We start from the raw sequence: 4,832 nt of genomic DNA, 5'->3' as shown, positions 1-4,832 counted from the left end.
CTTCTCGCTGCGGGATCTTTTTCCCGAGTGGCTCCGCCACGAGGGAAAAAGCCGTCCTCGCGAGAAGAACGCTGAGAACCCGCTGCGGTGCCGGTGGGCATGGTGGTCGCTGCTCAGCGGCTTCGCCGCTGACAGGACACAGACCAAGAACGCTGCTCACCAGGGGACGACAAGATCAATGTGCTGCCGTTCGTGGATCATCGGTGGCGCTAGGCTGATCGAGTGATCGGCGGGCTTTTCGCTCCCCGTGCGAGTGGTGGGTGGGACGCTGGTGATCGAGTTGTCTGCGCCAGCGTTCCTGGGGGAGTGACCGTGTCGAGCGAAGCACGTGTGGTTGATCGGGGCGCCGCGTGAACGGCGACGTCCTCGACCCGGATGCCGCTCGTGAGCGGCTGGCCGCGTGGCGGGAGCGGGCCGAGCAGGTGGCCGCCAACACCCAGGCCATGAGCGAGCGGATCAACGAGGTCAAGGTCAGCGCCTCGGACCCGCAGGGCTTGGCGGAGGTCACGGTCGACTCCACGGGTTCGCTCGTGGACCTGCGCTTGACTGACGAGATCAAGCGCAAGGCCCCGGCCGTCGTCGCCCGAGCGGTCATGACGGCGCTCGGCCTGGCGCGCAACCAGGCCGCCGACCGCTCCCAGGAGATCGTCACCGACACCCTCGGCGCCGACTCCGCCGCGGGCCGCGAGATCGCGCAGCGCCTCGGCGACCGCCTGCGCAGCGGACCGGCCGCGGAGGAGCCCGCGACCCCCGCGCGGCGTCCTCCCGACGACGACGAGGACTACGACGTGACCTCGGACTTCCGGAGCTGAACATGGGTGACGGTTTCAACGTCGACGCCGAGAAGCTGCGGGCGCACGCGGGCAAGGTCGAGGCGATCCAGGAGCGGTTCGGCGCGGTGAAATCGGCCAGCGGGCACATCGCGCAGGACGACCAGGCCTACGGCGTCCTGTGCTCGTGGATCGCCGGCATCCTGGAGGGCAGGCACACCAAGCAGGACGAACTGCTCGCCTACGTCGAGGAGAACCTCGCGCAGGCCGCGTCCGCGCTGCGCGCCACCGCCGACGACTACGACCGCCGCGAGGACGAGCACGGCCAGAACCTGCGGGCCGCCGGAGGTGGCCTGTGAGCGAGGAATCATTGGTCGCCCCCGTCCAGTCGACGCAGAAGGCGTGGACCGGCGCCGGTACCGCGGAGAGCGTCGAAGGCCTGGTCACGGCGATCCAGAGCGAGGACTGGGTCAGCGGCGTGCTCTCCGGCGTCGGCGTCGGGCTGGAGGTCGCCTCCGCCGTGCTCGACCCGTTCGGCACCTTGCTGTCCAACGGCCTGGGCTGGGCGATGGAGCACTTCGAGCCGTTGCGGGAGATGCTCGACGAACTCACCGGCATGCCCGACGTCGTCACCTCCCACGCCAACACGTGGACGAACATGGCCACCGAACTCGCGTCGATGTCCGAGGACCTGAAGTCGGACCTGGAACGGGACCTGCCCGGCTGGGAAGGCCAGGCCGCCGACGCCTACCGCGCCATGATGGGCGCGAACGTGGACGCGATCGGGGGCCTGGGCGCGACCTCGGCGGCGATGGCCGCCGCGACCGAAGGCGCGGGCGGCCTGGTGAAGATGACCCGCGAACTGGTGCGGGACCTGATCGCGGACCTGGTGGCGCGCGTCATCGTGTGGGCCGCGGAGGCGATCTTCGTGGTGACCATCCCGGTAGTGGCCGCGCAGATCGCATCCGCCGTGGTCAAGTGGGTCGGGCGGATCACCGGCTACATCGGCGACCTGATCGACAGCTTGACCAACCTCACCAAGCTCGTCGACGGCTGAGGACACGACGGGGGCGATCTCGCGAACCTACGGCGCCGCAACGGATTCTCAGGGGGAACCGTTGCGGGCCCGAGCTGAACATCGAATCGGAACTCGTACCGGAACACCCGGAGGCGGCGGAAGTGGCGAGGAAACCTCACGGCGGCGACGGCGGCGGTGACGCGCCCGGCAGCAGGCCTTCGCAGCGCCACGGGAACATCGACGCGAGCAGCAGCGTGTCCGGCGCGCAGGACAGCATCCAGCAGTCGGCGCAGGCCGGACGTCCGGGCGGTTCCGGCCCGGCGTCCACCGGAAGCACCAGCGCGCCGCCCGCGAGCAACGGGCACCAGACCGGACCTGAACTCGGCGGTTCCGGCCCGGACAGCACCAAGCCGTCCGGCGCAGACACCCCGGACGGCCCGAACGGGACGTCGCCGTCCGGCCGCACCGGCTCGCCGGACGACTCGTCGATCCAGGGAAACAACCGCGGCGCCGACGCCGAACGAGTGCCGGACAAGGACAAGAACACCTGCGGTGACCCGATCGACGTCGCCAGCGGCGACATGGTGCTCCCGCAGACGGACGTGGAACTGGCGGGCGTGCTGCCGCTGGTGCTGAACCGGACGCACCTGTCGTCGTACCGGGTGGGACGGCACTTCGGCCCGAGCTGGTCGTCCACCGCGGACCAGCGGCTGGAGGTCGACGGGAACGAGGTCTCGTTCGCCGCCGACGACGGCACGCTGCTGTTCTACCCGCTGCCCGCGGACGACTCGCCGGTCCAGCCGCGCACCGGTCCGCGCCGCGCACTGACCCGCACCGCCGACGGCTTCACGATCACCGACGTCGAGCAGGGCCGCACGCTGCACTTCGGCGTCGGCCTGGGGCGCGCGGTGCTGCCGCTGCTGGCGATCACCGACCGCAACGGGCACCGCATCGACTTCGACCGCGACGCGGCCGGAACTCCGCTGGAGATCCGCCACAGCGGCGGCTACCGCATCCGCGTCGACTCTGAAGACGGCCTGATCACCGCGTTGCACCTGCGGGACGCGGCCGACGGCGAAGACGTTGCGCTGGTGCGCTACGGCTATTCCGGACGGCGGCTCACGGAAGTCACCAACGCCTCCGGCATGCCGTTGACGTTCACCTACGACGACACGGGCCGGATCACGAGCTGGACCGACCGCAACGGCGCCTGGTACCGCTACGGCTACGACCACGAGGGCCGCGTCGTGCAGGCCGACGGTTCCGGCGGTTTCTTCAGCGGAAGCATGTCCTATGAGGACGGTGTGACCCGGTGGACGAACTCGCTGGGGGAGCAGACCGCCTACCACCTCAACGAACGCGGCCAGACGATCCGGGAGGTGAACCCCGCGGGTGACGAGGTCCGTTCCGAGTGGGACGAGTTCGACCGGCTGCTGTCCCAGACCGATCCGCTCGGGCGCACCGTGCGCTACGACTACGACGAGTCCGGCAACCTGCTGGCCGCGTCCCGCCCCGACGGCTCGCAGACCCGCTTCGAGTACAACGAGCTGCGGCTGCCGACGACGGTGATCGCCCCGGACGGCACCGTGTCGCGCCGCGAGTACGACGAGCGCGGCAACCTCACGCGATCGCTCGACGCGATGGGCGCGGCGACGACCTACGCCTACGACGAGCACGGTCACCTCACGGCCATCACCGACGCGCTGGGCGGAGCACGCCAGGTCGAGACCGATGCGGCCGGGCTGCCGCTCACGATCACCGACGCCGCAGGTGCGACTACCCGCTACGAACGCGACGGCTTCGGCCGGGCGTCGGCCGTGGTCGATCCGCTCGGCGGCACGACCCGCTTCGGTTGGACCGTCGACGGCAAACCCGCGTGGCGCACCCTGCCGGACGGTGCCGCGGAACGGTGGATCTACGACGGCGAAGGCAACCTCCGCACCCACGTCGACGCGCTCGGCCAGGCCACCCACACCGAAGTCACCCACTTCGACCTGCCCTCGGCGGAAGTGCGGCCCGACGGCACCCGCCTGGAGTTCGGCTACGACACCGAACTGCGGCTGACCAGCGTCACCAACGAGCAAGGACTCGTCTGGCGCTACGCGTACGACGAAGCCGGGAACCTCGTGCGCGAGACCGACTTCAACGGCCGCCAGGTCACCTACCGGCACGACGCGGCCGGGCAGCTGCTGGAACGCACCAACGGCGTCGGCGAGACCACCACGTTCGTGCGTAACGTCCTCGGCGACGTCATCGAACGCCGCACCCCCGGCGCCACGACCACGTTCACCTACGACCTGGCCGGCCGCCTCGCCGAGGCGAGGGACGGCGACACCCAGATCCGCTTCCAGCGCGACGCGACCGGGCGGGTGCTCGCGGAGAGCGTCAACGGCCGCACCGTGCACTCCGCCTACGACGCGCTCGGACGACGGGTGCGGCGGATGACGCCGTCCGGCGCGGAGAGCGCGTGGGAGTTCAACGCCGCCCACCAGCCCACCGCATTGCACGCGGGCGGCCGAACGCTGCGCTTCGACTACGACGCCGCCGGGCACGAGACCTCCCGCGCGCTCGGCGCGAACGCCGTGCTCACCCAGGACTGGGACGCCAACCACCAGCTGCTGTCGCAGCACATCACCGGAGCCACCGGTCACCAGGTGCAGCAGCGTTCCTACAGCTACCGGGCCGACGGCCTGCTGACCGGCGTCGACGACACCCTCACCGGCCCCCGCACCTTCGAGCTCGACCGCGCGGGCCGCGTCACCGCGGTGCGCGCCAGCGGCTGGACCGAGCGCTACACCTACGACGCCGCCGGGAACGTCACCGACGCGGCCTGGCCGGTGCCCGCGGGCTCACCCGACGCCGACTCCGTCGGGGACCGCGAGTACTCCGGCACGCTGGTGCGCCGAGCAGGTTCGGTGCGCTACGAGCACGACGACCAAGGCCGGATGATCCTGCGCCAGCGCAGGCGGCTGTCGCACAAGCCCGACACCTGGCGCTACTTCTGGGACGCCGACGACCGGCTGACCGGCGTGCTCACACCGGAC

The 4,832-nt window shown here is 70.9% G+C and carries 5 protein-coding genes; all 5 read left to right on the top strand.

What is annotated here, in order from left to right:
* A partial coding sequence (locus tag ACWD38_RS30020) for a hypothetical protein (RefSeq protein ID WP_450125417.1) occupies positions 1-226 on the top strand: 226 nt, incomplete at its 5' end.
* A 124-nt stretch (positions 227-350) separates the two neighbouring features.
* On the top strand, positions 351-812 hold the full coding sequence (locus ACWD38_RS30015) for a YbaB/EbfC family nucleoid-associated protein (RefSeq protein ID WP_184478444.1): 462 nt from the start codon (positions 351-353) through the stop codon (positions 810-812).
* A gap of 2 nt (positions 813-814) precedes the next feature.
* Complete coding sequence (locus ACWD38_RS30010; RefSeq protein WP_184478446.1) at positions 815-1,129, top strand: type VII secretion target; 315 nt, start codon at positions 815-817, stop codon at positions 1,127-1,129.
* Positions 1,126-1,827, top strand: coding sequence for a WXG100-like domain-containing protein (locus ACWD38_RS30005; RefSeq protein ID WP_184478448.1), 702 nt, complete (start codon positions 1,126-1,128; stop codon positions 1,825-1,827). The genes ACWD38_RS30010 and ACWD38_RS30005 overlap by 4 nt, the downstream gene beginning before the upstream one ends.
* A gap of 122 nt (positions 1,828-1,949) precedes the next feature.
* Positions 1,950-4,832 (top strand): DUF6531 domain-containing protein (locus tag ACWD38_RS30000; protein ID WP_450125416.1); only part of this gene is annotated, 2,883 nt, incomplete at its 3' end.

It is taken from the genome of Saccharopolyspora sp. NPDC002578 (genome assembly GCF_053592695.1).
The sequence above is the reverse complement of the archived record's forward strand: the minus strand, read 5'-3'. Positions and strand labels throughout refer to the sequence as shown.

Bases quoted from the DNA above. Each gene is read 5' to 3' on its own strand.
- ACWD38_RS30010 (WP_184478446.1), top strand. From the start codon at position 815: ATGGGTGACGGTTTCAACGTCGACGCCGAGAAGCTGCGGGCGCACGCG.